21 protein-coding genes and 1 pseudogene are annotated in these 23,745 nt (G+C 67.5%); 6 read left to right on the top strand and 16 right to left on the bottom strand.

The genetic code is table 11. The annotated features are described in order from the left end of the window. Window positions 1-32: 32 nt before the first annotated feature. From lpxA to rpsB, 13 genes are all read right to left on the bottom strand, one after another. Window positions 33-815, bottom strand: coding sequence for an acyl-ACP--UDP-N-acetylglucosamine O-acyltransferase (lpxA, locus tag D577_RS0112490; RefSeq protein WP_018947807.1), 783 nt, complete (start codon window positions 813-815; stop codon window positions 33-35). Next, window positions 812-1,270 carry a 3-hydroxyacyl-ACP dehydratase FabZ gene (gene fabZ / locus D577_RS0112485; protein ID WP_018947806.1) on the bottom strand — a complete coding sequence of 153 codons (459 nt, stop codon included), beginning with the start codon at window positions 1,268-1,270 and terminating at the stop codon, window positions 812-814. Before fabZ ends, lpxA begins: the two co-directional genes overlap by 4 nt. Window positions 1,271-1,331: 61 nt before the next feature. Further along, a complete protein-coding gene (gene lpxD, locus D577_RS0112480) occupies window positions 1,332-2,348 on the bottom strand; it encodes a UDP-3-O-(3-hydroxymyristoyl)glucosamine N-acyltransferase (protein ID WP_018947805.1) in 1,017 nt (338 codons plus the stop codon). After that, window positions 2,341-2,856: an OmpH family outer membrane protein gene (locus D577_RS0112475; RefSeq protein ID WP_018947804.1), complete on the bottom strand. Its 516-nt coding sequence runs from the start codon at window positions 2,854-2,856 to the stop codon at window positions 2,341-2,343. Before D577_RS0112475 ends, lpxD begins: the two co-directional genes overlap by 8 nt. A gap of 55 nt (window positions 2,857-2,911) precedes the next feature. Next, window positions 2,912-5,245, bottom strand: coding sequence for an outer membrane protein assembly factor BamA (gene bamA, locus D577_RS0112470; RefSeq protein WP_018947803.1), 2,334 nt, complete (start codon window positions 5,243-5,245; stop codon window positions 2,912-2,914). A gap of 39 nt (window positions 5,246-5,284) precedes the next feature. Continuing rightward, window positions 5,285-6,649 carry an RIP metalloprotease RseP gene (rseP, locus tag D577_RS0112465; protein WP_018947802.1) on the bottom strand — a complete coding sequence of 455 codons (1,365 nt, stop codon included), beginning with the start codon at window positions 6,647-6,649 and terminating at the stop codon, window positions 5,285-5,287. Next, entirely contained in the window at window positions 6,646-7,848 is a 1,203-nt protein-coding gene (gene ispC / locus D577_RS0112460; protein ID WP_018947801.1) for a 1-deoxy-D-xylulose-5-phosphate reductoisomerase, read from the bottom strand. The genes rseP and ispC overlap by 4 nt, the downstream gene beginning before the upstream one ends. Window positions 7,849-7,888: 40 nt before the next feature. Next, on the bottom strand, window positions 7,889-8,716 hold the full coding sequence (locus D577_RS0112455) for a phosphatidate cytidylyltransferase (RefSeq protein WP_026289062.1): 828 nt from the start codon (window positions 8,714-8,716) through the stop codon (window positions 7,889-7,891). Then, on the bottom strand, window positions 8,709-9,464 hold the full coding sequence (gene uppS / locus D577_RS0112450; RefSeq protein WP_018947799.1) for a polyprenyl diphosphate synthase: 756 nt from the start codon (window positions 9,462-9,464) through the stop codon (window positions 8,709-8,711). The genes D577_RS0112455 and uppS overlap by 8 nt, the downstream gene beginning before the upstream one ends. Before the next feature lie 12 nt (window positions 9,465-9,476). Next, window positions 9,477-10,034, bottom strand: a complete 558-nt coding sequence (gene frr / locus D577_RS0112445) for a ribosome recycling factor (protein ID WP_018947798.1) — start codon at window positions 10,032-10,034, stop codon at window positions 9,477-9,479. After that, entirely contained in the window at window positions 10,031-10,765 is a 735-nt protein-coding gene (gene pyrH / locus D577_RS0112440; RefSeq protein WP_018947797.1) for a UMP kinase, read from the bottom strand. Before pyrH ends, frr begins: the two co-directional genes overlap by 4 nt. A 104-nt stretch (window positions 10,766-10,869) precedes the next feature. Continuing rightward, the gene (gene tsf, locus D577_RS0112435) at window positions 10,870-11,739 is read right to left on the bottom strand and encodes a translation elongation factor Ts (RefSeq protein ID WP_018947796.1); all 870 of its coding nucleotides are present in this window, start codon (window positions 11,737-11,739) and stop codon (window positions 10,870-10,872) included. 63 nt (window positions 11,740-11,802) lie between these two features. After that, on the bottom strand, window positions 11,803-12,567 hold the full coding sequence (rpsB, locus tag D577_RS0112430) for a 30S ribosomal protein S2 (protein WP_018947795.1): 765 nt from the start codon (window positions 12,565-12,567) through the stop codon (window positions 11,803-11,805). A gap of 213 nt (window positions 12,568-12,780) precedes the next feature. Between rpsB and map the strand changes: the two genes are divergently transcribed. Then, window positions 12,781-13,566, top strand: a complete 786-nt coding sequence (gene map, locus D577_RS0112425; RefSeq protein WP_018947794.1) for a type I methionyl aminopeptidase — start codon at window positions 12,781-12,783, stop codon at window positions 13,564-13,566. A 31-nt stretch (window positions 13,567-13,597) separates the two neighbouring features. Further along, window positions 13,598-16,315: a [protein-PII] uridylyltransferase gene (glnD, locus tag D577_RS0112420; RefSeq protein WP_018947793.1), complete on the top strand. Its 2,718-nt coding sequence runs from the start codon at window positions 13,598-13,600 to the stop codon at window positions 16,313-16,315. Here the strand turns inward: glnD and D577_RS0112415 are convergent. Then, window positions 16,236-17,057 (bottom strand): OmpA family protein, encoded by an 822-nt coding sequence (locus D577_RS0112415; RefSeq protein ID WP_018947792.1) that lies wholly within the window; start codon window positions 17,055-17,057, stop codon window positions 16,236-16,238. The two genes, glnD and D577_RS0112415, sit on opposite strands and share 80 nt — an antisense overlap. After that, window positions 17,054-18,136 carry a hypothetical protein gene (locus D577_RS0112410; protein ID WP_018947791.1) on the bottom strand — a complete coding sequence of 361 codons (1,083 nt, stop codon included), beginning with the start codon at window positions 18,134-18,136 and terminating at the stop codon, window positions 17,054-17,056. Before D577_RS0112410 ends, D577_RS0112415 begins: the two co-directional genes overlap by 4 nt. 286 nt (window positions 18,137-18,422) lie before the next feature. Between D577_RS0112410 and D577_RS0112405 the strand changes: the two genes are divergently transcribed. The 4 genes from D577_RS0112405 (at window position 18,423) to wrbA (ending at window position 23,353) form a co-directional block, all read left to right on the top strand. Next, window positions 18,423-19,355 (top strand): phosphate/phosphite/phosphonate ABC transporter substrate-binding protein, encoded by a 933-nt coding sequence (locus D577_RS0112405; RefSeq protein WP_018947790.1) that lies wholly within the window; start codon window positions 18,423-18,425, stop codon window positions 19,353-19,355. Window positions 19,356-19,390: 35 nt separating this feature from the next. Continuing rightward, a complete protein-coding gene (locus tag D577_RS0112400) occupies window positions 19,391-19,783 on the top strand; it encodes a DoxX family protein (protein WP_018947789.1) in 393 nt (130 codons plus the stop codon). Window positions 19,784-19,843: 60 nt separating this feature from the next. Next, window positions 19,844-22,642 (top strand): EAL domain-containing protein, encoded by a 2,799-nt coding sequence (locus D577_RS0112395; protein WP_018947788.1) that lies wholly within the window; start codon window positions 19,844-19,846, stop codon window positions 22,640-22,642. Window positions 22,643-22,732: 90 nt separating this feature from the next. Further along, the gene (gene wrbA / locus D577_RS0112390) at window positions 22,733-23,353 is read left to right on the top strand and encodes an NAD(P)H:quinone oxidoreductase (RefSeq protein WP_018947787.1); all 621 of its coding nucleotides are present in this window, start codon (window positions 22,733-22,735) and stop codon (window positions 23,351-23,353) included. 172 nt (window positions 23,354-23,525) lie between these two features. On the opposite strand, the pseudogene D577_RS0112385 reads toward wrbA, so the two are convergent. Continuing rightward, window positions 23,526-23,745: pseudogene (locus tag D577_RS0112385) on the bottom strand (IS110 family transposase); the annotation flags it as partial.

The raw sequence follows: 23,745 nt of genomic DNA, 5'->3' as shown, positions 1-23,745 counted from the left end.
TGCAGGAGCGCGCTTACGCGCGAAAACCGCGATCAGTGCTGGCGACCACCCCGCAGGATGCCGCGCCGCGATCCCTGGACGAAGTGGATCAGGTCGCGCACCTCGGGGATATCGGTCTCCGCCAGCATCGCGTCGAGATGGGATTCGCGCCCGGCCCGTCCGCGCATGCCGCGGATGAACACCCGGTGCAGCCCCTGGATCGCCACGTCGCTGAAACCGTTGCGGCGCAGCCCCACCTTGTTGATGCCGATCAGCCGCGCGTAGTTGCCGCTGGCCAGGCAGTACGGCGGCAGGTCGCGGTTGAGCGCCGAGCCCATGCTGGTGAACGCGAAGGTCCCGACGCGGCAGAACTGGTGCACCAGGGTAAAGCCGCCCAGGGTGGCCTTGTCGTGGATCTCCACGTGGCCGGCCAGCGAGGTGGCATTGGAGAAGATGATCTCGTTGCCGATGGTGCAGTCGTGGGCGATGTGCACATAGGCCATGATCAGGTTGTCATGGCCGATCACCGTCTCGCCCAGCCCCTTGGCGGTGCCGCGGCTGAGGGTCACCGACTCGCGGATCACGTTGCGGTCGCCGATCACCAGCCGGGTCGGCTCACCGCGATAGCTGGTATCCTGGGGCTCCTCGCCGATCGAGGAGAACTGGAAGATACGGTTGTCGCGGCCGATTTCGGTCGGACCGTTGATCACCACGTGCGGCCCGACTCGGGTCCCCGCGCCGATGCGCACGTTCGGGCCGATCACCGAGAACGGTCCGACTTCCACCGAGCTGTCGAGCTCGGCGCTCGGATGGATGTCCGCCCGCGAATCGATCACGCGTCGATTTCCTTGCCCGCACACATCAGTTCAGCGGTGGCGCAGATCTCGTCGCCTACCTTCGCCTCGGCATCGAAGCGCCAGATCCCGCGCACCGTGCGCGTCAGCTCCACCCGCAGATCCAGCTGATCGCCGGGCACCACCTGGCGGCGGAAACGCGCCTGGTCGATGCCCACGAACAGGTAGAGCTGCTGCTTGTCCTGATTGACGCCGCGCGCCTCCTCGGTCTTGAAGGCCAGCAGCCCGGTCGCCTGGGCCAGGGCCTCGAGGATCAGCACCCCCGGCATCACCGGCTTGACCGGGAAATGCCCCTGAAAGAACGGCTCGTTGATGCTGACGTTCTTCAGCCCTACCAGATGCTCGCCGGGTTCGCACTCCACCACCCGATCCACCATGAGGAACGGGTATCGATGGGGGAGGTACTGCATGATCTGCTGAACGTCGAGGGCATCCACGGGGCGTATCCTGTGTTCTTGTTAGGGTATTGTCGTGCCGGGCCGCCGGATGCCCTGCTTTTTATGTGTCGCGCGCGCGCCGACCCATGCGCCGCAGACGGGCCAGGGTCCGGTTCCACAGGCGGGCCTCCTGGTGCGGAACACCCGAGGCGTAGTGCCCGGCATGATCGATGCTGCGCGTAACCAGTGTCATCGCGTGGATCGTCACGTGATCGGCAATGCTCAGATGGCCGAGGATCCCCGCCCCTCCACCAATGGCGCAGTGACGACCGATACGGGCGCTGCCGGCGATTCCGACACAGCCGGCGATGGCCGTATGGTCTCCAATCTCGACGTTATGGGCAACATGAACAAGGTTGTCGATCTTCACGCCTTCGCCAATCCGGGTGTCTTCCACGGCCCCGCGGTCGATGGTGCAGTTGGCCCCGATCTCCACATCATCACCCACGCGGACCCCGCCAAGCTGCTCGATCTTGAGCCACGTCCCGTCTTCCGGGGCGAAGCCGAAACCGTCGGCCCCGATAACCGTGCCGGCATGGACGATGCAGCGCTCGCCCAGCACCACGCCGTCGAGTACGCGCACGCCGGGATGCAGGAAGCTGCCCGCGCCGATCACCGCGTCGCGGCCGACATGCGCCTGCGCCTCGACCACGGCGCCGGATTCCAGGCGGGCACCCGCGCCAATGACCGCTCCGGCAGCGACCGTCGCGGCGGGATCGACCCGTGCCGACGGATCGACAACCGCCGAAGGCGCAATGCCCGGCTCACGCGCGCGGCGCGTTTCGGCCAGCATCTGGCTCACGCGCGCATAGGCCGGATAAACCGCCGCCACGCGGATGCGCACCGCCCCCGCCGGCAGGACCGCGGCAGGCAGATCGGCGGGAATCAGCAGGGCCCCGGCGCGCGAATCCGCCAGCCCGTCCGGCAATGCATCGGCGCGCACCACGAACGCCAGCTGATCCGGTGCCGCACGCGCCGGGGAGGCCAGTCCGCGGATACGCCGCGCACCGTCGCCCTCCAGCTCGCCCCCGACCCGACGCGCCAGGGCCGCGGTCTCGATGCCGTCCGGATCACTCACGCTGCATCGCGGCCAGCACGTCGTCGGTGATGTCCACGCGATCCGAGGCGTAGAGCACGTTGCGCTCGGTCAGGATCACGTCGATGTCGCGCTCGCGCGCCAGCTCGGCGATCGCGTCGTTGATGCGCCGCTGCAGGCGCGACAGTTCCTCGTTGCGGCGCACGTTGAGGTCCTCGGAAAAGCTCTCCTGGGCGCGCCGGAACTCGCGCGAGCGGGCCGAGAACTCGCGTTCCAGCGCGGCCCGTTCGGACGGGTCCATCATGTCGCCCTCGCGCTCCAGGCGATCACGCAGCCGCTGCAGTTCCTCGCGTTCTGCCACCAGCTCGGAATCGCGCGGGGAGAATTCCTCCTCCAGCTCGCGCATCGCCTGTTCCGCTTGCGGCGAATCCTCGAGGATCCGGTTCATGGTCACATACCCCACGGTCTGCGCCCCGGCAATCGCGGGCACTGCCGTCCAGCCCGCCACCACCAGCGCGACCCCGATACCGGCCGTTATCCAGGCCTTCATGCCGCCTCCCGGGGCATTGCCGCCCCCGTGATTGTTGCTGCCGTGTCCGCCGCTCTCAGAAACCCGCTCCCAGCTGGAACTGGAAACTCTGAGTATCGTCACCGGGCTCGTCGTTCAGCGGCTCGGCCACACTGAAGCTCAGCGGCCCCACCGGCGAGAACCAGGTCAGCGCCAGTCCCGCCGCCGCGCGCAGCTCGCCCACGTCGAAATCGCCCGGCTCGTTGAACACGTTGCCGGCGTCCACGAAGGTACTCATGCGGATCGCATCGTTATCCGCGGCGAACGGGGCCGGGAAGAACAGCTCGCCGGACACCGTGGTCCGCAGGCGCCCGCCATAGGGATCATCGTTGCTGTCGCGCGTGGCCGGCTGCCCGTTGCGCAGCGGCCGCAGGTCACCCAGACGGTTGTCCTCGTAGCCGCGCACCGACTGGATCCCGCCGGCAAAGAACCGTTCGAAGAACGGCAGTTCGTCGCTGCCGAACCCGTCGCCGTAACCGATGCCGCCGGAAACGGAGAAGCTGAAGTTTTCGCTCAGGCGGAACAGCTCCTCGCCCGAATACGTGAGCTTGTAAAACTCGCGGTCGCTGCCGGGAATGGCCAGCTCCGCCCCGATCCGGTGCCGCCGACCCTCGGAGGCAAAGGTCGTCGAATCCCGCGTATCGTGGATGTAGCTGGTCTCCAGCTTGACCAGGTTGGCCGTGTCACCGAACTCGTCCAGTTCGTCGCGGATCTCCACCGGCGTGCCCGTACGCCCGCCGGTGTGGTCCACGGTATTGACCTCGATGTGCTCGAAGCCCGGCCGGATGCGCACCCGATCCACCTCCGACAGCGGGATCCCGTAGCTCACGTTGAACCCGTAGCGGTCGGTGGAATAGCGCGAGATGTTCGCCGCTTCGGCGTCCACCTCGCGGTAGAACACCGAGAACCCGCGGCTGGCCCCGGCCGGCGTGTAATGCGGATTGGTCAGGTCCATGCGGAACACCCGGTTCACGTCGGAGGTACTGATCTCCGTGGAAAACCGGTTGCCGGTGCCGAGGAAGTTGTCCTGCGAGATCGAGCCGGACAGCAACAGCCCCTGGTTCTGCGAATACCCGGCGCCGATCGACAGCGCGCCGGACTGGCGTTCCGTCACGCTGATGTCGAGATCGACCTCGTCGTCCGAGCCCGGCACCCGCCGCGTCTCCACGTTCGCGCTGGCAACGAACGGCAGGCGCTGCAGGCGGATCCGCGAGCGCTCGATCAGCGCCCCGTTGTACCAGGACGACTCCATCTGCCGCAGCTCGCGGCGGTAGACGCTCTCCTGGGTGTTCTCGTTGCCGGAGATGTTGATCCGCCGTACGTACACCCGGGGGCCGGGGTCCACGAAGAACGTCACCGTGACTTCGCGGTTGTCCTCGTCGACATCCGGCACCGGATTGACGTTGGCAAAGGCATAACCCTCGCGCTCCAGGCGTTCCGCCATGCGCTCCGCCGACTCGGTGACCTGGCTGCGCGAGAACGGCGCGCCCAGATCCACCTCGATCAGGCTCTCCAGTTCCTCCTCCGGAATCACGAAGTCACCGGCCAGCGAGGTCCCCGTCAGGGTGTAGGGCTCGCCCTCGTCCACGTTGATGGTAATGAACAGGTCTTCGCGATTGGGCGACAGCGTGACCTGGGTGGAATCCACGTCGAACTCGAGAAAGCCGGAATCCAGGTAGTGCGAGCGCAGGGTCTCGAGGTCGCCGGAGAGCTTCTCCCGGGAATAGTCGTCGCGGCTGGAGAAGAACTGCCACCAGCGCGGGACCCCCGATTCGAAATCACCCTTGAGGTCACCGTCATCGAACGCCTGGTTGCCGACCAGGTTCACGCCACGGATCTTCGCCTGCGGCCCTTCCGTAATGTCGATGTCGACATCCACCCGGTTGCGCGCAAGATCGACGATGTCGACGTCGATCCGCACGTTGTAGCGTCCGCGGGCGAAATACTGTTCGCGGATCTCGTTCTCGATGCGCTCCAGCAGGGTACGGTTGAACACCCGCCCGCTGCGCAGGCCCACCGATTCCAGCGCCTCCTCCAGCGCCTCGTCGGGGATGTCGTTGTTCCCGGAGAAGCGGATCTCGTTGATCGCCGGCCGTTCGGAAACGATCACCACCAGCACGTCGCCGCGGCGGGCGAGCTCCACGTCGTCGAAGAAGCCGGTGCGGAACAGCTCGCGGATCACTTCCGGCGTCTGGCTGTCGTCGAAGGTGTCCCCCACCTCCACCGGAAGATAGCTCAGGGCCGTCCCCGCGGTAATACGTTCCAGCCCTTCGATCTCGATGTCCTCGATCTGATAGGCCTGCCCCCAGGCCGGCCCCGCGAGGGTCACCAGGCCGAGCAGGGCCCATCCTTTCAAGCTTTGTCGCGCCATGCTGTCCGCCAAGTGGAGGGCGTCCGGTACCGTTTCCGGTCAGCCGAACAACCGTGTCAAGTCGTTGTAGAAGGCGAGGATCATCAATGCCGCGATCATCAGCAACCCGATCTGCTGGCCCACGATCTGGGTCTTTTCCGACACCGGGCTGCCCTTCACGGCTTCCGCCGCGTAGTACAGCAGGTGCCCGCCGTCGAGCATCGGTATGGGCAGCAGATTGATAATCCCCAGCGACACGCTGACGATCCCGAGAAACCCGAGGAAGGCAGATATCCCGATGACCGCGGACGTGCCGGCAAACTCGGCTATGGTAACCGGTCCGCTGATATTTTTGACCGAGGCCTCGCCGGTCACCATGCGCCAGAGGATCCCGAGGGTCAGGGTCGTGACCTCCCAGGTCCGCACCGCACCGGAGCCGATGGCTTCCACCGGCCCCTGGCGCACGATCACGCTCAGCTCGCGCATCGCCGGCTGATCCGGATCCACGCCGGCCCCGATCCGCCCGATGGTACCCTCTTCGGCCTCCACCGGCTCGGGGGTCAGCGTCACCTGTCGCCGCGTCCCGTCACGTTCCAGCGTGACGGACAGCTCGCTCCCGGCGCTGGCCCGGATCCGCTCGACCCAGGCATTCCAGCCGGCGACGCTGTCGCCGTTCATCGCGACCACCCGGTCCCCGGTCTGCAGCCCGGCGCGATCGGCCGGCGAGCCGGATTCGACCTGGCCGATCACGGGCTCCAGCTGCGGCCGGAACGGCGCCACGCCCAGGCGATCAAGGAACTGGCCCTCGCCCAGAAGCTCCGCGCGGGCCGACAGATCCAGACGGCGTTCGACCTCGCGGCCGTCGGCATCGCGAACCACCAGCGGCACCGTATCACCACGCACCGCGTGGTCAAGCAGCCGCAGATTGGCCTGTTCCCAGTCCCCGACCTCGCGCCCGGCAATGCGCACGATCTCCTCGCCGCGCTCCAGGCCCGCTTCCGCGGCCGGCGATCCCGGGGTGATCTCGCCCACCACCGGGCGCACGCCACCCACGCCGATCATGAACATCACCGCGAACACCGCGATCGCCAGCAGGAAGTTCGCCGCAGGGCCGGCGGACACGACGAAGGTCCTCGCCCCCAGTCCCTGGCGATCGAACGCCCGGTGTTCCTCGCCCGGCGGCACCTCGCCCTCGCGACCGTCGAGCATCTTCACATAGCCGCCCAGGGGGATGGAGGCGATCGCGAATTCGGTCCGGTCACGTCCGAAACGCCGCGACCACAACGGCCGTCCGAAGCCCACGGAAAAACGCAGGACCTTCACCCCCATCAGGCGGGCCGCCAGAAAATGGCCGTACTCGTGCACCGTGACGAGCACCCCGATCGCCACGACAAAGGCCAGCAGACTGGTCAGAAATCCCGTCACACCGCTTCACGCCTCCGCATGTCCAGCCAGTCCCGCGCGTGCGCTCTCGCCCGCGCGTCGGCACCCAGTACGACTTCCAGCGTGCCCGCGGGTTCCGCCTCCACCCCCTCCAGGGTCGCCTCGATCAGGGCCGGGATCGCGTCAAAGGCCAGCTCGCCCGCGAGGAAGGCCTCCACCGCGACCTCGTTGGCGGCGTTCAGCACCGCGGTGGCCGTGCCGCCCTTCTCCAGCGCGCGCTGCGCCAGGCGCAGGGCCGGATAACGGGTCTCGCAGGGCTCGGAGAATTCCAGCGCCCCCATGCTGAGCAGGTCCAGTGCCTGTACACCGGAGGACATGCGTTCCGGCCAGGCCAGCGCATGGGCGATCGGCGTGCGCATGTCGGGGTTGCCCATCTGCGCCAGCACCGAACCGTCTTCATACGCCACCATCGAGTGCACGATACTCTGCGGATGCAGCACCACCTGGATACTCGACGGCGGCACCGCGAACAGCCAGCAGGCCTCGACCAGCTCCAGCCCCTTGTTCATCATCGTGGCCGAGTCGACCGAGATCTTGCGGCCCATGTCCCAGTTCGGGTGAGCGCAGGCCTCGTCCGGGGTGATCTCGCCAAAGGTCTCCAGCGAGCGCTCGCGAAACGGCCCGCCGGAAGCCGTCAGCCAGATCCGGCTGGCCCCGTGCGGGCTTACCGGGTCGGCGCAGGTGTAGCCATTGGGCAGGCACTGGAAGATCGCGTTGTGTTCCGAATCGATCGGCAGCAGCCGCGCCCCCGAGCGCCCGACCGCATCCATCAGCAGCGCACCCGACATCACCAGCGCTTCCTTGTTGGCCAGCAGCACCCGCTTGCCGTGCTCCGCCGCCGCCAGGGTCGGCAGCAGGCCCGCGGCACCGACGATCGCCGCCATCACCGCATCCACCTCGGGCGCGCGACAGACCTCGACCAGTGCCTCCATACCGCCCCGCACCTCGGTCTCGCAGCCGGCCGCGGCCAGTCGGTCGCGCAGGCTCTCCGCCGCCTCCGGTTCCCCCATCACCGCCACCCGCGGGCGATACTGCAGGCATTGCGCCTCCATCCGCTCGACATTGCGATATGCGGTCAGCGCGTAGACCGAGAAGCGTTCCGGCTGCCGCGCCACCACGTCCAGGGTGCTGAGTCCGATGGAACCGGTGGAGCCAAGGATGGTGATCTGTTGCTTGTTCATGGAATGCTCCCGGAGGTCGGGGCGTTATGCCCTGGCACGTTCAGGTGGCGGGCACCGGCCACAGCTGCAGCCAGTACAACCCGCCCGCCAGCACTGGCGCGGCCGCAAGATGGCTGTCCACGCGATCCAGAATACCGCCGTGCCCCGGCAGCAAGGAACCGCTGTCCTTGGCCCCGGCCCGGCGCTTGAGAATGCTTTCGAACAGATCGCCCACCACGGAGATCAGCCCCGTCACCATGGACAGCAGCACGAACGGGAGGGCCTCCATCGGATCCAGGTCGGCGGCCACGGCCACGATCACCGCGAACACGAATACCAGGCCCATGCCCCCCATCAGGCCCTCGCGGGTCTTCCCGGGACTGATCTCGGGCGCCATCGCAGTACGTCCGAAGCGCCGACCCGCGAAATAGGCCCCGGTATCCGCCAGCCCGATCATCACGATCAGATAGACCACCAGCAGCGGCTCGATTCGGTGCAGTGCGAGAATGGCGACCCCTGCCGCCATGACCATCAACAGGCCACTGACGCGCAGCAAGGGGCGCCAGAGCGACTCCGACGCGGTATCCGCGTGATAGAACGGCAGTGCAAAGGCCGCTGCCGCCCACAGCGCCACCCCGAGGATCACTCCCGTCAGCTCCAGGTGCGCACTGCCGGCCAGCGTCGGCAGTGCGATCCCGGCCATCACCAGGGCGGTCCAGGGAACCAGCATTGCGCCCCCCCGGAGCTGTGCCAGAACGCCCCATTCCCAGGCCGCCAGGCCCAGGGTCGCGGCGACCAGGATCAGCACCGCCCACGCCGGGCCCCAGGCAATCAGCGCCAGTGCCGGCAATCCCAGGGCACTGGCCGTAATCACTCGCTGTTTAAGCATCCGCCTCGGCCTCGCCCTGCGCGGCGGGAACACCGCCGAACCGACGCTGACGTCCGGCGTACCACTCGAGCGCGGCGGAAAAGTCATCCCGAGCCATTTCCGGCCACAGGGTATCGACAAAAAGCAGTTCGGCGTACGCCGCCTGCCATAGCAGAAAGTTGCTGATCCGCCGCTCGCCGCCGGTCCGGATCAGCAGATCCACGTCGGGCAGGCCCGCGGTACTGAGGTAGCGTTCCAGACCGGCCTCGTCGTCACTGCGCGCGCCGTCACCCTGCTCGCGCGCCCAGCGCAGCGCCGCCTGCTGCATGTCCCAGCGCCCGCCGTAACCCAGCGCGATCACCAGTTCCAGCCCCCGGTTATCAGCGGTCCGGCGCTCGGCTTCCTGCATGCGTTGCTGCAGCTCCTCGGGGAAACGCGCGCGCTCGCCGATGAAGCGCAGTTTCACGCCGCGCTCCAGCAGTTCCGGGAGTTCGCCCTCGATGGCGGAGACAAAAAGCTCGAACAGGGCCTCCACTTCTTCCCGCGGGCGGCGCCAGTTCTCGCTGCTGAAGGCAAACAGGGTCAGCGCGGTGATCCCCTGTTCACCAAAATAACGCACGGCCTCGCGCGTGGCGCCGAGACCTTCGCGGTGCCCGGCAGCCCGCGGCTCACCCCGCGCCTCGGCCCAGCGGCCATTACCGTCCATGATCACCGCCACATGGGCGGGCAGCTCGGCATCGGCGGCCATGTTCGGGTGCGGATCCGGCATGATCGGAGGCCGTCAGACCTCCATCAGCTCGTTTTCCTTGTCGGCGAGCATCTTGTCGATGCGCGCGATGTGATCATCCGTCAGCTTCTGGATCTCGTCCTGAGCGCGCTTTTCGTCGTCCTCGGAGATGTCCTTGTCCTTCACCTGCTGCTTGAAGGTATTGTTGGCGTCTCGCCGGATGTTGCGCACCGCGACGCGGGCGCCCTCCGCCTCGGACTTGACCACCTTGACCAGCTCGCGCCGCCGTTCCTCGGTCAGCGCCGGCAGCGGCACGCGGATCACCATCCCCTGGGACGACGGGTTGAGCCCCAGATCGGAAGTCATGATCGCCTTTTCGATCTTGCCGATCATGTCCTTCTCGTAGGGCTGCACCGCCAGCGTGCGGGCATCCTCGGCATTCACGTTGGCCACCTGGTTGATCGGCACCTCGGTGCCGTAATACTCCACGTGCACGTGATCCAGAAGGCTGGGGTGCGCGCGCCCGGTGCGGATCTTGCCCAGCTCCGAGCGCAGAGATTCCAGCGTCTTGTCCATGCGCTCGCGCGCATCCTTGATCGTCGCATCTGTCATTGCCTGGACCCCTCGACCAGGGTTCCCACCGACTCGCCCATCACCAGGCGCTGCAGGTCCCCCTTCGCAAACATGTTCATGACTCGTATCGGCAGCTCGTTGTCGCGGCACATCACCAGCGCGGTAGTGTCCATCACCCCCAGACGCCGCTCCAGCGCATCGTCGTAGGTGAGCCTGTCGAAACGCCGTGCGTCCGTCTGTGTGAACGGATCCGCATCGTACACTCCGTCCACCTTGGTGGCCTTGATCATCAGATCGGCATTGATCTCGATCGCCCGCAGACTGGCCGCGGAATCGGTGGTGAAGAACGGGTTCCCGGTGCCGGCGGCAAACACCACCACCCGGCCCTTTTCAAGGTGCCGCACCGCGCGCCGGCGGATGTAATCCTCGCAGACCTGGTTGATGCGGATGGCCGACATCACCCGGCAGAAGCGCCCGGCCCGCTCGATCGCGTCCTGAAGGGCCAGGGCATTGATCACCGTGGCCAGCATGCCCATGTGGTCGCCGGTCACGCGGTCCACGCCGCCTTCGGCCAGCCCGGCGCCACGAAAGATATTGCCGCCCCCGATGACGATACCCACCTCGACCCCGCGCCGCGAGAGTTCGCAGACCTCTTCGGCCACCTGCGACAGCACCGCCGGATCGACACCGTAATGATGTTCCCCCAGCAGGGCCTCCCCGCTCAGCTTCAGCAGGATGCGTCGGTAGGCGGGCTGCGTGTCCTGGCTCATCGGGTTCCTTTTCTCGGGCTGGCTGACGGGGTCGGAGTGGTCTTAATCCTGAAATGCTGCTTGTTACGGGCAGGCCGGACCCCGCAGGATCCGGCCCGGCCGGCTCAGGCCCCGCGGGCCTGCGCCATGACTTCCTCGGCGAAGTTCTCGCTCTTCTTCTCGATACCTTCGCCCACTTCGTAGCGCACGAAGCCGGTGACCTTTGCGCCCTTCTCCTTGAGCAGGTCGCCCACGGTCTGGTCCGGGTTCATCACGAACGCCTGACCCACCAGGGTGATCTCGCCGAGGTACTTGCGGATGCGCCCTTCGATCATCTTCTCGATGATGTTCTCCGGCTTGCCGGATTCCTCGGCCTGGGCCTTGAACATCGCGCGTTCCTTGTCGAGCATCTCGGTCGGGACTTCGTCCTCGTCCACGCACACCGGCTGCTGGGCCGCGATGTGCATGGCGATGTGCTTCGCCAGCTCGTCGTCGGCCTTGTCCAGGGCCACCAGCACGCCGATGCGCGCGCCATGCTGGTAGGCGCCCAGCGAACCCTCGGCGTTGAGGCGCTCGAAACGGCGAACCTGCACGTTCTCGCCGACCTTGGCCACCAGCTGGGTGCGATGCTCTTCCAGCTTCTCGCCCTCGACTTCTTCGTTCATCAGGCCATCCACGTCGGTGGCCTCGGTGTTCAGCGCGGTCTGCGCGCAGCGCGTGGCGAACGCACGGAAGTTGTCGTCGTTGCCGACGAAGTCGGTCTCGCAGTTGACCTCCACGATCACCGCGCGGTTGCCCTCGCTGACGATCTCCACGCGACCTTCGGCCGCCACGCGGTCGGCCTTCTTGTCGGCCTTGGCCATGCCCGACTTGCGCATGGCTTCCACGGCGGCCTCGAGATCACCGTCCACCTCGGTGAGGGCCTTCTTGCATTCCATCATGCCTGCGCCGGTACGTTCGCGCAGTTCCTTAACCTGGGCAGCACTGATTGCCATCGGAATCAACTCCTGAAGGATTCTTGCGGAGCCGGCCGCGCGGATCGCGGCCGGCCGGTTTCATCAAGCCTGGTCGGCGGCCGAAGCCTCGGAACCTTCGGCCGTTTCGGCCTGGCCGAACGCCTCTTCGCCGGCGGCAGTGGTCATCGTGCCCTTGGCCTCGACGATGGTGTCGGCGATCGCGGCAACGTACAGCTGGATCGCGCGCATCGCGTCATCGTTGCCCGGGATCACGTAGTCCACGCCGTCCGGCGGGTTGTTCGAATCGACCACGGCGACCACCGGGATACCACGCTTCTTCGCCTCGTTGACCGCGATGCGCTCGTAGCCGACGTCGATCACGAACATGGCATCCGGCATGCGGTTCATGTCCTTGATGCCGCCCAGACCGCGGTCCAGCTTGTCCTTCTCGCGGCGGCGGGACAGCGCCTCGCGCTTGTTCAGCACGTCGAAGGAGCCGTCGGTGTCCATGGTCTCGAGATCCTTGAGACGCTTGATCGACTGCTTCACGGTGCTGAAGTTGGTCAGCATCCCGCCCAGCCAGCGGTGGGTCACGTGCGGCATGCCGGCGCGGCGGGCTTCTTCGGCGACCACATCGCGGGCGGAGCGCTTGGTACCGACGAACAGGATCTGGCCACCATCGGCCGCAACCTTGCCAAGAAAGTTCAACGCGTCGTTGAACATCGGCAGGGTCTTCTCCAGGTTGATGATGTGAATCTTGTTGCGCTCGCCAAAGATGTACGGCGCCATCTTGGGATGCCAGTAACGGGTCTGGTGGCCGAAGTGGACGCCGGCCTCCAGCATCTGACGCATGGTCACGAGGGACATGAGTGTTCTCCTGTTGTACGGGTTGGGCCTCCACGCATCCCGGCCTGAAACCGATCCGCTTGTGCGAACCAGCACCCGACAGACCGTGTCGATACGTGTGTGGATTAAGGTTGCGAGTCTCCGCTGAATTGCCAGCGAAGCGCGCGCTTTATAGCATAGAACGCTTATTCGAACCAAGCACGCGCGGCCCGTCATGCCGCGTCCGGAGACCCCATGTCCGTCACCATCAAGACCCCGGAAGAAATCGAGTACATGCGCGTGGCGGGCCGTCTGGCCGCCGAAGTGCTGGAGATGATCGAGCCCCATGTCGCCCCCGGCGTCACCACCGGCGAGCTCGACCGGATCTGCCATGACTATATCGTCAACGACCAGGAGGCGACCCCCGCGCCACTGAATTACCGGGGGTTCCCCAAGTCCGTGTGCACCTCGGTCAACCACGTGGTCTGCCACGGGATCCCCGGGGATCGCACACTCAAGAACGGCGACATCGTCAACATCGACGTCACGGTGATCAAGGACGGGTTCCACGGCGACACCAGCCGCATGTTCACGGTCGGCAAGCCGAGCATCCAGGCGCAGCGGGTGATCGACGTCGCCCGCACCGGGATGTACCTGGGCATCCAGCAGGTGCGCCCCGGCGCGACCCTGGGCGACATCGGCCACGCCATCCAGACCTACGCCGAAAAGCAGCGCTGCTCGGTGGTGCGCGAGTTCTGCGGCCACGGCATCGGACGCGGCTTCCACGAGGACCCGCAGGTGCTGCACTACGGCAAGCCCGGTACCGGCATGGTGCTGGAAGCCGGCATGTGCTTCACCATCGAACCCATGGTCAACGCGGGCAAGCGCCACACCAAAGTGCTGGCCGACGGCTGGACCGCGGTCACCAAGGACCGCAGCCCCTCGGCCCAGTGGGAGCACACCCTGCTGGTGACCGACGACGGCTACGAGATCCTGACCCTGCGCAAGGATGAGACCCCGCCGCAGGAAGCGGCGGCCTGACATCCGTCCCGACACCGCCCCGGAGGCGCGCATGGCCAACACGGAACCTGCCCTGAGCGACAGCAGCGCGGACTACCAGGAGCTCAGCCGCCACCCCGGTGACATCGCGCGGTTCCGCGAATATCGCCGGGGGATCGTGGAACAGCAGTACCGGGGCTTCCATGACGGGGTGGCGATCGAGGATCTGATCTTCGGCCACGCCCGCCGGATCGACGACCTCCTGCGCCTGATCTGGGCCCAGTTCGGCCTCGCCGCCGACCCGAACCTGTGTCTGGTGGCGGTCGGCGGCTACGGCCGGGGCGAACTGCATCCGGCCTCCGACATCGACATCCAGATCCTGGTGACGGGCGAACACGACGCCACGCGCTCCGAACGCATCGGCGAGTTCGTCACCTTCCTCTGGGACATCGGCATCGAGGTCGGCCACAGCGTACGCAGCATCGAGGACTGCACCCGCGAGGCCCGCGACGACATCACGGTGGTTACCAACCTGATCGAGTCGCGCTACGTGAGCGGCAGCCTGGCCCTTTTCAACGACTTTCGCGCCACGATCGAGGCCGATCGCGTATGGGATTCACGCAGCTTCTATGCCGCCAAGCTGGCGGAGCAGCAGGCCCGCCATCGTCGCTTCGGCGAAACCGCCTATCGTCTGGAACCCAACGTCAAGGAAGGCCCCGGCGGACTGCGCGACATCCAGATGATCGGCTGGGTGACCAAGCGCCACTTCGGCGCGGAACGGATCGAGGAGCTGGTCTCGCTCGGCTTTCTGCGCGAGGGCGAGTTCCAGGAAATGGTGGAGGGACAGAACTTCCTCTGGCGGGTGCGCTTTGCCCTGCACATGCTCACCGGCCGGCGCGAGGACCGCCTGCTGTTCGACCTGCAGCGTCAGCTCGCCAGCACCTTCGGCTTCGTCGACCAGAACCACAACCGGGCGGTCGAGCAGTTCATGCAGCGCTACTTCCGCACGATCAACGACCTGGAGCGCCTGAACGAACTGCTGCTGCAGCATTTCAACGAGGCGATCCTGGATGACCCGGAGCAGCTCCAGCAGCCCGAACGCATCCATCCCCGCTTTCAGGTCCGCGGCGGCTATCTGGAAGTCGCCCACGACCAGGTCTTCATGATCTACCCGCCGGCCCTGCTGGAAGTCTTCCGTATCCTCCAGCAGCACCCGGAGATCCAGGGCATCCGCGCCTCCACGGTGCGCCTCATCCGCGCTCACCGGCACCTGATCGACGGCCACTTTCGCCGCAACCGCCTCAACCGGGACCTGTTCATGGCGATCCTGCGCGCCCCGCGCGGCATCACCAGCCAGCTCCGGCGCATGAACCGCTACGGCGTGCTGGGCAATTATCTGCCCGCCTTCGGTCGAATCATCGGGCGCATGCAGTACGACCTGTTCCACGTCTACACGGTCGACGAACACACCCTGCACGTGGTGCGCAATGCGCGCCGTCTCGCCCTGCCCGAATTCGCCCATGAACACCCGCTGGCCAGCGAGATCCACGCCGGCCTGGAACGCCCCGAACGCCTGGTGCTGGCCGCGCTGTTCCACGACATCGCCAAGGGCCGCGGCGGCGATCACTCGGAGCTGGGCGCACAGGACGCACTGCACTTCTGCCAGCAGCACGGGCTGTCGGACGCGGACGCCGCGCTGGTCGCCTGGCTGGTGCGTTCGCACCTTCTGATGTCCCTGACCGCCCAGCGCCGCGACATCTCCGACCCCGACGTGGTGATGGAATTCGCCCGCGAGGTACGCTCGCCGGAGCGCCTCGACTTCCTCTATCTGCTGACCATCGCCGACATCCGCGGAACCAACCCGGAGATGTGGAACAGCTGGAAGGACTCCCTGCTGCAGACGCTGTACCACGCCACCCGCAACGTCCTCGACCGCGGGCTCGACCGGCCGCCGGACATGGAGGAACAGATCCGCCAGACCCGCCGCGAGACCCTGGAACTGCTGGCGCCGCAGGGCATTGGCGGGGAAGATGCCGCCGTGCTGTGGGGCCGCCTGGACGACGAATACTTCCTGCGCCATTCGCCCGACGAGATCGCCTGGCACACCCAGGCCCTGCTGAACAACGACCTCGAGGACCTGCCCCTGGTGCTGGTCCGCCCGCGCACCTCGCGCGGCAGCACCGAGGTCTTCGTCTATGCCGAGGATCACCCGCGCCTGTTCGCGCGGACCACCGCCGCCCTCGCCCAGCTCGGTCTGGACATCGTCGACGCCCGCATCATCAGTACCGCCGACGGTCACAGCCTGGACACCTTTCTGGTGCTGGAGAACGCCGGCCAGACCGTCGAATCCGGCTACCGCACCCAGGAAATCTGCGCGACCCTCAACCGGGCGCTGCGCGATGGCGCCGTCGGCGCGGCCCCGGTGCAGCGCCAGCTCCCGCGGCGGCTGAAGCATTTCGACGTCGACACCCGGGTGGAATTCGAGGAAGGTTCGCCGGGCGGTGCCACGCGCATGCGCATCCGCGCGCTGGACCGCCCCGGCCTGCTGTCCACCGTCGGCCATGTGCTGGCCGAGCACGACACCGACATCCGCACCGCGCGCATCGCCACCGCCGGGGAACAGGTCGAGGACAGCTTCACCCTCACCGGCAGCGACCGCCGGCCGCTCACCGCAGCCGAACGCGAACGCCTGCGCGCGGCCCTGCTGGAAGCTATCCGGGAGTCGGAGCCCCCGAGTTCGAATGCGGGCCCGAATGGGAGTCCGAATGCAGCGGACGCGGGACCGGCATGACCCCCGCCTCCGCGGCGCCCGGCTCGCCCGCCTCGCCCAGCAGGCGCGACTCGAAATCCGTCAGCACACTGAATTCCACCCGCCTTGATGCCTCGCGATCCTCGCGTCCGCGCTCATCCAGCACTCGGCGCGAGGATGACATCCCGACCGCCGCGACGCGCTCGCGGAACCAGTCCTCGCCGCGCACGCGCTCCAGACCCCAGGCGTATTCCAGCACCGAACGCGTGCGCCGCTGACTCAGGTCCATGTTGGCGAAATAGGCCTCGCGCGCGTCCTCCGCCCCGGCCCATTCGCTGGACGTATGGCCCTCGATGCGCACCTCGCGGATGACCCCGGCGAACGGCCGCAGGCGCTCGGCATAGCGCGGCATGAAATCCTCCAGGATGGCCTCGAAGCGCGGCCGTATCGCCGCGGAACTCTGCTCGAACAGCACCTCCGGCTCGCGGAAGCTGAGCGTCAGATCCTCGCGGTCCAGCTCCGCGTTCCAGCGCTCCAGATCCTCCTCGAATTCGTCCAGCAACGCGGCGTGGATCGCATCGCGCAGCGCCAGCGCCTCGCTGCGGGTTTCCTCGTGGGCCGCCTGCGAGCGCTCCACCTGCACCATGTGCAGCACCGCAATAAACAGGAAGATCATCATCAGCGCGGCCATCAGGTCGGCCACCGCCAGCCATTGCGAACCCTGCTCGGAAGGCGTTTCCCCCGCAGCCCGCGCCCGCCGCGCAAACAGCCGCCGCAGGATCACGAGCGCCCCCCGGCAGCCGCCATGCTGCGCCCTTCGGTCGCGGACCAGCGCGCCTGCGCGGCCTGTCCCGCCTCAATCGCGTTCTCCAGGCTCTCCAGCATGCCCTCCAGACGCGCGTCCATCGCCGGGAAGGCCTCGGTCGCACGATCCCGCAGCGCCGCGATGGATCCCAGCAGGGCCTCCAGCTCCACCGTCTCGCGGCGCAGGCTGGACAGCGTCGCATCCTGATCCTCCACGTGCCGCGTGATGCGGAAGGCCTGATCGGTCAGCTTCTCCAGACTGGCGCCGGAGTGCTCCATGCCCTCGCGCGCCTGATCGAACGCCCGCCGCAGTTCCTCCATCTGGTCGCGGTACTGCCCCTGCCACTCCAGCAGGCGGCCCACCGATGCATCGAGCCGGCGGAAGTTCTCGCCGAACTGCTCGCCCAGGCGCGTGTTGAAGTCGCGGATCACCTGCTCCAGCGCCGCCACCAGATGGCCGCTGCTCATCTCGCTCATGCGCTCCGCCAGCCCGTCCAGGGCCTCCAGGGTCTCGCGATGCTGGCGCTGCTGACGCTCCTCCAGGCCGCGATCCATGGCCTCCAGCCGCTGCGCCACCGCCTGCATCGCATCACGCTGTTCGCGCAGCAGATCCGGCACCAGGGCCGGATCCTGCGGCAACCCGTTGCCGCCCGCGGCGCCCGCGCCCCCGGCCGCGTCCGGATCATCCGCGGCGGCGGGCTCGGGCCGCAGCACCTGCAGCAGGCGCAACAGGGCCGCCAGTGCAATGCCAACGATGCTGGTAACGAACGCCAGCTTCAGCCCTTCCAGCAGCGCCGGCACCGAGGCCTCGACCCGCGCCGCATCGAAGTCCAGCAACCCGATCGCCACCCCGAGGAAGGTCCCGAGGATCCCCAGCGTGGTCAGCAGTGCCGGGGCCGCCGCCTGCAGCCGCGTCATCCGCCCCAGCGCCATGCCCGCCAGCGCCAGACCGGCGAGGACCAGCAGGCCGAGGGAAAACGCGCCGATCACGGTCATCGGCGTCAGCGCCTCCAGCGTCCCCAGCAGGGCGCTCGCCAGTCCGTTCAACCACTGTGTCATGCTTGCTCCTGTCCGGGTGTCGGCGCCCGGGAAACGCCCGCGGCGCCATGGCCATGCCGACTCCCCGGATCCGCAAGCAATATCAGGGCCACCCGTCGCAGGCCCCTCGCGCACGGGCGTCGCCCCGATAAACGTCGACCTTCCGACACCCTCGGGCGCACCCCGCGGTTCCACCCGCGCCCATACCGTCAACAAACCGTCACGCCATCGGGCGCCTTTCGCCGGCGGGCAGCGAAGCAGCGCCAGAAACGCTACCCTGATGACAGATTTGCCCCGGGAGGGCCCGATGCCAGGCCGCACCAACCTGCCCCTGATCCTGACCCTGGTCCTGCTCCTCGGGACCATGGCCGCGGCACTCCCCGCCGCCGCGCAGACGGCGGAGGGCCCCGCGGCGGATGCCGATCCCGTGACCCTGGGCATCCTTCCGTTCGCCAGTCCCAAAACCCTGTTTCAGCGCTATGCACCGTTGCGGGACTGGCTGGCGCAGACCCTCGACCGCGAAGTGCGCATCGAGACCGCACGCAATTTCGAAACCTTCCTCGGGCGCACCGACGCGGGCCGTTACGATCTGGTGCTCACCGGGTCCCACCTGGCCCGGCGCGCCCGCACGCACGGCGACTACCGTCCGCTGGTCGCGGCCACCCACCGCCTCTCCGCGCGGATCGTGACGCCGATCGATTCCCCGATCGACTCGGTACAGGACCTGGCCGGGCAAACCATCGCCGCCCCGCCGCGTCTGAGCATGGGCACCGTGGCCGTGCGTTATCTCCTGGATCTTCCACTGGCGGACAATCCGCCCGAGTACATCTATTATTCCCATCACGAGACCGCCCTGGACGCGCTGCAGCGCGGCCTTGCGGATGCTGCGATCATGGTGGTGGATGACGAGGCGGGTTCCGCACGTCCTGAAACGCGTGACCCGGACCGGGAACGCCTGATCTCCCTGCGGGACGGCCAACTGGTGCGCATGCTGATGCGCACGCCGCGCTTCCCGGGCGCGGTCATCCTGGCGCGCGAGGACCGCCTGCCTTCCACCGTTGACCTGGCCGGACAGCTGACCGCCCTGAGCGACACGCCGGAAGGGCGCGAGCGCCTGAACCGCATGGGCCACCGGGGCTTTGCAAGGTTCGACACGGACGCCATCCCGGACATAATGCCGCTGCCGGATCCGGGCTTTGTCCTTCCGGACAGCGGCGAACCGGCCGCGACGGACCGCTGAACCCGCCACCACTCGAACCACAACGGGGGAACACCATGGACAGCATGCTCGACGACACCGGAAAACTGGTCCTGCGCCTCGCGCTGGGCGTCATGATCCTGCTGCACGGAGTCGACAAGATCCTCGGCGGAATCAGCGGTATCGAGTCCATGGTGGTGGGCGCGGGCTTGCCCGCGTTCGTCGCCTGGGGCGTCTACATCGGTGAAGTCCTGGCCCCGATCCTGGTGATCCTGGGACTGTATGCGCGCATCGGCGCGGTGCTGATCGCGATCAACATGGTGTTCGCCATCGCCCTCGCCCATGCCCACGAACTGACCGACCTGACCGCCCACGGCGGCTGGGTCCTGGAACTGCAGGGCATGTTCCTGTTTGCCGCGGCGGCACTGGCACTCACCGGCCCGGGCCATTACTCCGTCAACCGGAGCTGACTCCCTTGGCCACCGCCCTTCTCTCCACCTGCAACCGGCCCCGGACCCGCGCCTGACCCCATGCGCCTGAACTTCGCCGCGCAGGTCGCGATCGGCACGGTCGCCATCCAGGCCGTGATGGTCATCGTGCTGATGGCCAGCGGAACCTCGCTCATCCGCGACAACCAGGCCGAGGTGCTGGAACGCTTCGCCGACCAGCAGGGCCGTCTGCTGAGTTCGGCCGTCGGGCCCGGTCTGGCCTACGCCGACCCCGGCATGCTGCAGGAGCTGCTGGACGACCTGGAGCAGGACACAACCCTGCGCTACGCGGTGGTCGAAGACGCGGACGGCCGACGCATGGCCGAGGTGGGTTCGGTGCCCGCCAGCCTTCCCGAACACGACGGCCTGCACCAGCAACCCGGAACCCTGGAGATGGGCATCCCGGTGGATCTGGCCGGGCAGCACCTCGGGACGATCCACGTCGAGTACTCCACCGATGACATCGACGCCCTCGCCACCGACCTGCTGCACCGCAACATCGCCCTGGCCCTGGGCGTGCTGGCCCTGTCCATGGCCGCGGGGACCCTCTTCGCGCTGATCGTGACCCGCCGGCTGCGGCTGCTCAACCTGGGCGGCCAGGCCCTGCAACGCGGCAATCTCGAATATCGCCTGAAGGTCACCTCCAGCGACGAATTCGGCGATCTCGCCCGCACGTTCAACAACGTCGCCGAACACCTGGAGACCACCCAGAGCGAGATCGAGCAGCAGAATACCCGTCTCAACCGCTCCGTTGCGCGCCTGGAATCCATGCTGGGCGGAGCCGACGCCCTCCTGTGGGAGGCCAATCCGCAGACCGGCCACTGGGAGTTCATCGCCGGCGACACCCGCCATCTCCTGGGATATCCGGTCGAGCGCCTCGCGCGCCCGGGGCTGCGCGTGCGGCGCATCCATCCCGAAGACCTGTCGCGGGTCAAGGATACCTCCCGGGATCCTTCCGAAAAGCCCCGCCTGGTGGACTACCGCTTCCGCCACCGCGACGGCTACTGGATGTGGCTGCGCGACATCCAGTCGTGGGCTGCCGACGACCAGGGGCGCCCGGTGCTGCGCGGCCTGACCCTCAACATCACCGCCCACCGCCAGGCGGCGGATGCCCTGCACGAGAGCGAGTCGCGCTACGAGGAGGTCGTCAACAACATCTCGGAAGTAATCTTCCGCACCGACGCCGAGGGCCGCTGGACCCTGCTCAACCCGGCCTGGGAGAAGCTGACCGGCTTCAGCGTGGACGAGAGCCTCGGCCGCAGCCTGTGCGAATTCGTCGCCACCGAGGACCGTGCCGAGGCCGACCAGGTCTGCCACACCCTGATGCAGGGCGAACAGGACCGTGATTTTGCCGAAGAGATCCGCCTGCGCACCCGGGAAGGCGATGCCCGCTGGGTCAGCGTGTTCGCCAGCACCCGGCGCGATGAACGCGGCCGCGTGATCGCCCTGTTCGGCACCATCATGGACATCAGTGACCGCAAGCGGGCGGAAGAAGAAGTGCGCCGCCTCGCCTTCTTCGACAACCTCACCCACCTGCCGAACCGCACGCTGCTGCACGACCGTCTGCGTCAGTCGCTGGCCCATGCACACCGAACCGGCCTGCACGGCGCGGCGCTGTTCCTCGACCTCGACAACTTCAAGGACATCAACGACACCCTCGGCCACGCGGTGGGCGACGAACTGCTGCAGCAGGTCGCCGCGCGCCTGCGCTCCACCACCCGCGAGGCCGACACGCTGGCACGCCTGGGTGGCGACGAATTCGTCCTCGTGCTCAACGACCTCAACGCCGACCAGGATCGCGCTGCCACCCAGGCCGAGGCGGTGGGACGCAAGCTGATCGAGCTGATGCGCGAGCCGTTCCCGATCGGCGGCCAGGACCGCCACGTGAGCCCCAGCATCGGCGCGACCCTGTTCAGCGGCGACCACCTCGGCGTGCAGGAAGTGCTCAAGCAGGCGGACCTGGCGATGTACCGGGCCAAGAACGCCGGGCGCAACACCGTGCGCTTCTACGACCCCGAGCTGCACCGCGCGGTGGAAGCCCGCTTCCAGCTCGAGACCGAGCTCCGGGAAGCCCTGCGCCGGGACGAGTTCGAGGTCCACTGCCAGCTGCAGGTCAACAGCGACGACCGCCCGGTGGGGGCCGAACTCCTGCTGCGCTGGGCGCACCCGGAACGCGGCTGGGTCTCGCCCGGCGAGTTCATCCCGGTCGCGGAGCAGACCGGGCTGATCGTGCCCATCGGCCAGCGCGTGCTGGAGGAGGCCTGCCGGCGCCTGGCGCAGTGGAAACACGACCCCGCCCTGCGCGACCTGACCCTGTCGGTGAACGTGAGCGCGCGCCAGTTCCGCCACGGTACGTTCGTCGCCGAACTCGCCGGCCTGCTGGAGGCCACCGGGGCGCCGGGCCCCCGGCTGAAGCTCGAGATCACCGAGAGCATGCTGCTGGAAGACATCGATCACGCGATCGACAACATGCAGCAGCTGCGCGAGCTGGGCATCGGCTTCGCCCTGGACGACTTCGGCACCGGCTACTCGTCGCTGGCCTATCTCAAGCAACTGCCGCTATCCCAGCTCAAGATCGACCAGTCCTTCGTGCGCGACGTCCTCGACGATCCCAATGACGCCGCCATCGCCGAGATGGTGGTCAACCTCGCCCACACCCTCCGGCTGGACGTGATCGCCGAAGGCGTGGAGACCGAAGACCAGCGCGCGTTCCTGATGCACCTGGGCTGCTGGCACTTCCAGGGCTTTCTGTACGGCCGTCCCGCAACCATCGAAACCGTCGAGGCCCTCGCCGGCACCGGCGAGCCGCTGGCCCCGGCCTCCGGCGAAAACGATTCGTAAAAACCGAATATTCGATCGCCAAAATGGCGATTTTCATTCGGCTGGTCAGGATCTAACCTTGGGGAAATATCCCGCAAGAAAGGACCCGCCATGACCACCCGAGTACTCGTGCTGTACTACTCCACCTGGGGCCACATCGAGCAGATGGCCGAAGCCGAGGCGCGGGGCGCCCGCGGCGTCGCCGACACCGAGGTCACCATCAAGCGCGTGCCCGAACTGATGCCCGAGGATGTCGCCCGCAACGCCGGCGCCCGGCTCGACCAGCCGGCCCCCGTGGCCCGTCCCGAGGAGCTGGCCGACTACGACGCCATCATCATCGGCACACCCACGCGCTACGGCCGCATGGCCGCACAGATGGCGAACTTCCTGGATCAGACCGGCTCGCTGTGGTTCAACGACCGCCTGGTGGGCAAGATCGGCAGCGTGTTCAGCTCCACCGCCAGCCAGCACGGCGGCCAGGAGACCACCCTGATCTCCACCATCGTGAACCTGATGCACTTCGGCATGACCATCGTCGGCCTGCCGTACACCGAAAAGCGCCTGCTGGAAATGGGCCAGATCAGCGGCGGGACGCCCTACGGCGCCACCACCCTGGCCGACGGCGACGGCAGCCGCCAGCCCACCGAGGCCGAACTCGGCATGGCCGAATCCCAGGGCCGCCACGTCGCCGAAGTCGCCCGCACCCAGAAGCTGGGCCAGGCCGCCGGCTGACAACACCCCTGGCCCAAATCGGCCGGAGGGCCGGCCTCCCACCGGGGCCGGGGTCGACCCGTAGGAGGCCAGCCCCCTGGCCGATTGGGTTCTCGCCGTCCCGCCGGGGCCGATCGGCCGGAGGGCCGGCCTCCTGCCGGGCAGGGTGCGACCCGTAGATACCGTGTCTCGCTTACTGGTTGCAACCGGTGCTACAGCGAGGTTGGTACGGCTGCTGCGACTTCAGCACACCGAAGGCGATGTGGAGCAACTTCCGCATTGCGGCGCCGATCGCGGCCATCTTCGCCTTCCCACGCCGCAACAGGCGCTGGTATTGATCCCGAACGTCGGCGTTGTGATGCGCGGCGGCGATCGCTGCCATGTAGAGCTTGCGTCGCAGACCGCTTGACCCC

The sequence above is a fragment of the Thioalkalivibrio sp. AKL17 genome, assembly GCF_000377885.1.
Taxonomy (GTDB): domain Bacteria; phylum Pseudomonadota; class Gammaproteobacteria; order Ectothiorhodospirales; family Ectothiorhodospiraceae; genus Thioalkalivibrio; species Thioalkalivibrio halophilus.
This window is presented reverse-complemented; position numbering and strand designations above follow the sequence as displayed.

Coding starts and splice junctions, on each gene's coding strand:
- D577_RS0112405 (WP_018947790.1), top strand. CDS start 18,423: ATGCCAGGCCGCACCAACCTGCCCCTGATCCTGACCCTGGTCCTGCTC.
- ispC (WP_018947801.1), bottom strand. CDS start 7,848: ATGAACAAGCAACAGATCACCATCCTTGGCTCCACCGGTTCCATCGGA.
- uppS (WP_018947799.1), bottom strand. CDS start 9,464: ATGCCGGATCCGCACCCGAACATGGCCGCCGATGCCGAGCTGCCCGCC.
- glnD (WP_018947793.1), top strand. CDS start 13,598: ATGGCCAACACGGAACCTGCCCTGAGCGACAGCAGCGCGGACTACCAG.
- frr (WP_018947798.1), bottom strand. CDS start 10,034: ATGACAGATGCGACGATCAAGGATGCGCGCGAGCGCATGGACAAGACG.
- wrbA (WP_018947787.1), top strand. CDS start 22,733: ATGACCACCCGAGTACTCGTGCTGTACTACTCCACCTGGGGCCACATC.
- map (WP_018947794.1), top strand. CDS start 12,781: ATGTCCGTCACCATCAAGACCCCGGAAGAAATCGAGTACATGCGCGTG.
- rpsB (WP_018947795.1), bottom strand. CDS start 12,567: ATGTCCCTCGTGACCATGCGTCAGATGCTGGAGGCCGGCGTCCACTTC.
- D577_RS0112395 (WP_018947788.1), top strand. CDS start 19,844: ATGCGCCTGAACTTCGCCGCGCAGGTCGCGATCGGCACGGTCGCCATC.
- D577_RS0112410 (WP_018947791.1), bottom strand. CDS start 18,136: ATGACACAGTGGTTGAACGGACTGGCGAGCGCCCTGCTGGGGACGCTG.
- tsf (WP_018947796.1), bottom strand. CDS start 11,739: ATGGCAATCAGTGCTGCCCAGGTTAAGGAACTGCGCGAACGTACCGGC.
- D577_RS0112455 (WP_026289062.1), bottom strand. CDS start 8,716: ATGCTTAAACAGCGAGTGATTACGGCCAGTGCCCTGGGATTGCCGGCA.
- bamA (WP_018947803.1), bottom strand. CDS start 5,245: ATGGCGCGACAAAGCTTGAAAGGATGGGCCCTGCTCGGCCTGGTGACC.
- pyrH (WP_018947797.1), bottom strand. CDS start 10,765: ATGAGCCAGGACACGCAGCCCGCCTACCGACGCATCCTGCTGAAGCTG.
- D577_RS0112400 (WP_018947789.1), top strand. CDS start 19,391: ATGGACAGCATGCTCGACGACACCGGAAAACTGGTCCTGCGCCTCGCG.
- D577_RS0112475 (WP_018947804.1), bottom strand. CDS start 2,856: ATGAAGGCCTGGATAACGGCCGGTATCGGGGTCGCGCTGGTGGTGGCG.